General features: G+C 44.1%; 1 protein-coding gene. It reads right to left on the minus strand.

Translation table 11 applies throughout. The features are described from left to right. Positions 1 to 439: 439 nt before the first annotated feature. Positions 440 to 1505, minus strand: a 1066-nt coding sequence (locus tag ABYB02_RS17005) for a methyl-accepting chemotaxis protein (protein ID WP_372763541.1), incomplete at its 5' end; no start/stop codon positions are given.

The following is a 1505-nucleotide window of genomic DNA, read 5'->3' on the forward strand; positions in this document are numbered from 1 at the left end:
CCCTTTCCAAAGAAATACATTAAGTGATTTTGCACCACAGAGAACACCGAGGCGCTGCGCGCTACACTGAGAACACATGATAAATTGCTAAATAGCTTTCCAGCCCCGCTTTTAGCATCACTTCCTCTGTGAGCTCTGTGTTCTCTGTGGTAAATATGCTTTTGCCTTTAACAAGCGAGATGTAAAACCACATCGATATAAAACTCAAATATTGCATTTACCTGATCTTTTTCTGACATCTGGCTTCTGCATTGTTATCTGTGATTTTTTAAAACATTCGCACTACGTGCGCGCGGCAGCAAGCTACTCGCCTACGGGTAACCCAAAAACTGCACTTGGCTAATTTCTGCCTGAAACCTGAACCCTGACACCTAAAACCTTGTTTTTATCTTTTACTAATCGCTGACAGCTCCAAACTGAAAGCTGTTGTTTCCCTCATTCACAACCCCAAGCTATTTTTTATGCTGTGCATTTGTTGTTGTAATTGCTGGCGTATGTCATCAACAAGGATGCTCGACTCACTTACTTGAACTTTCATCGACGCCATCGACTGGCTAAAGTTATTAACTAATTGGCTTTGCTGTTTTGCCAGCTCGGTTGCTTCAATCGCCACGTTATTAGCGGCTTGAGCATTGTTCGCCACCCCTTCAGAGTTTAACTTTAGCTCTTGCGCATTTTGTGTTTGTAATTGCGCGTCCTCAGCAAGGGCCGATATTTGCGTTGCTACTATCTGCGAGTTCTCACTCAGTAAATTAAGCTGATCTTTTATATCACCAAGCGACCCCTGAGTTTGCCGAGCCAACTGCCTTACTTCGTCGGCGACCACTGCAAAGCCACGCCCATGCTCTCCCGCCCGCGCCGATTCTATGGCGGCATTGAGCGCTAATAAATTTGTTTGGTCAGCTATATTATTGATCACCTCAATAATTTTACCCACACCATCTACTCCGCTCAGTAACTGCTGAATGCTCTGCAGCCCCTGCTCCACTCGTTGCTCTGTATTTGCGCTGGCATTTAACATGTTTTTCGAAAAACCTAAGCTTTGCTCCATCGCTGCAAACGTACCTTGTGCGTTGTCGGCCACTTGCGAGTTAATATGGTTCACCTGCTCGCCAATGTATTGAATGTCATTTAATAACGTTTGGTTTTTCTCAACTTGGCCATGGCTTTGCTCTGTTTGCTGGCTAATAGTATATAAATGCTCGCTCATTTGTTGCATAAAATCGTTTACCACTTTAAGCATTTGCGCGCGCTCACGTACTTCAATGCGTTGCCGCTCAATGAGCTGATTAAAATACTGTGCTATTTCACCTACTTCCGTTTTAGCATTGTGACTGTCGATATTTTTCAGCTGATTACTTTCAATTAAAAATGCAAAACCATCGCGTAATTGCCGAAGCGGCGTTAACACCTGACTGCGTTGCACTACATAAACACCCACGGCCAATACCACCAGCGCCGTTATTGCAAAACAAAACAGCCAAAACACTTGCTGCTTTACACTA

Origin of the sequence: Pseudoalteromonas sp. (assembly GCF_041613455.1) — a bacterium.
GTDB lineage: Bacteria > Pseudomonadota > Gammaproteobacteria > Enterobacterales > Alteromonadaceae > Pseudoalteromonas.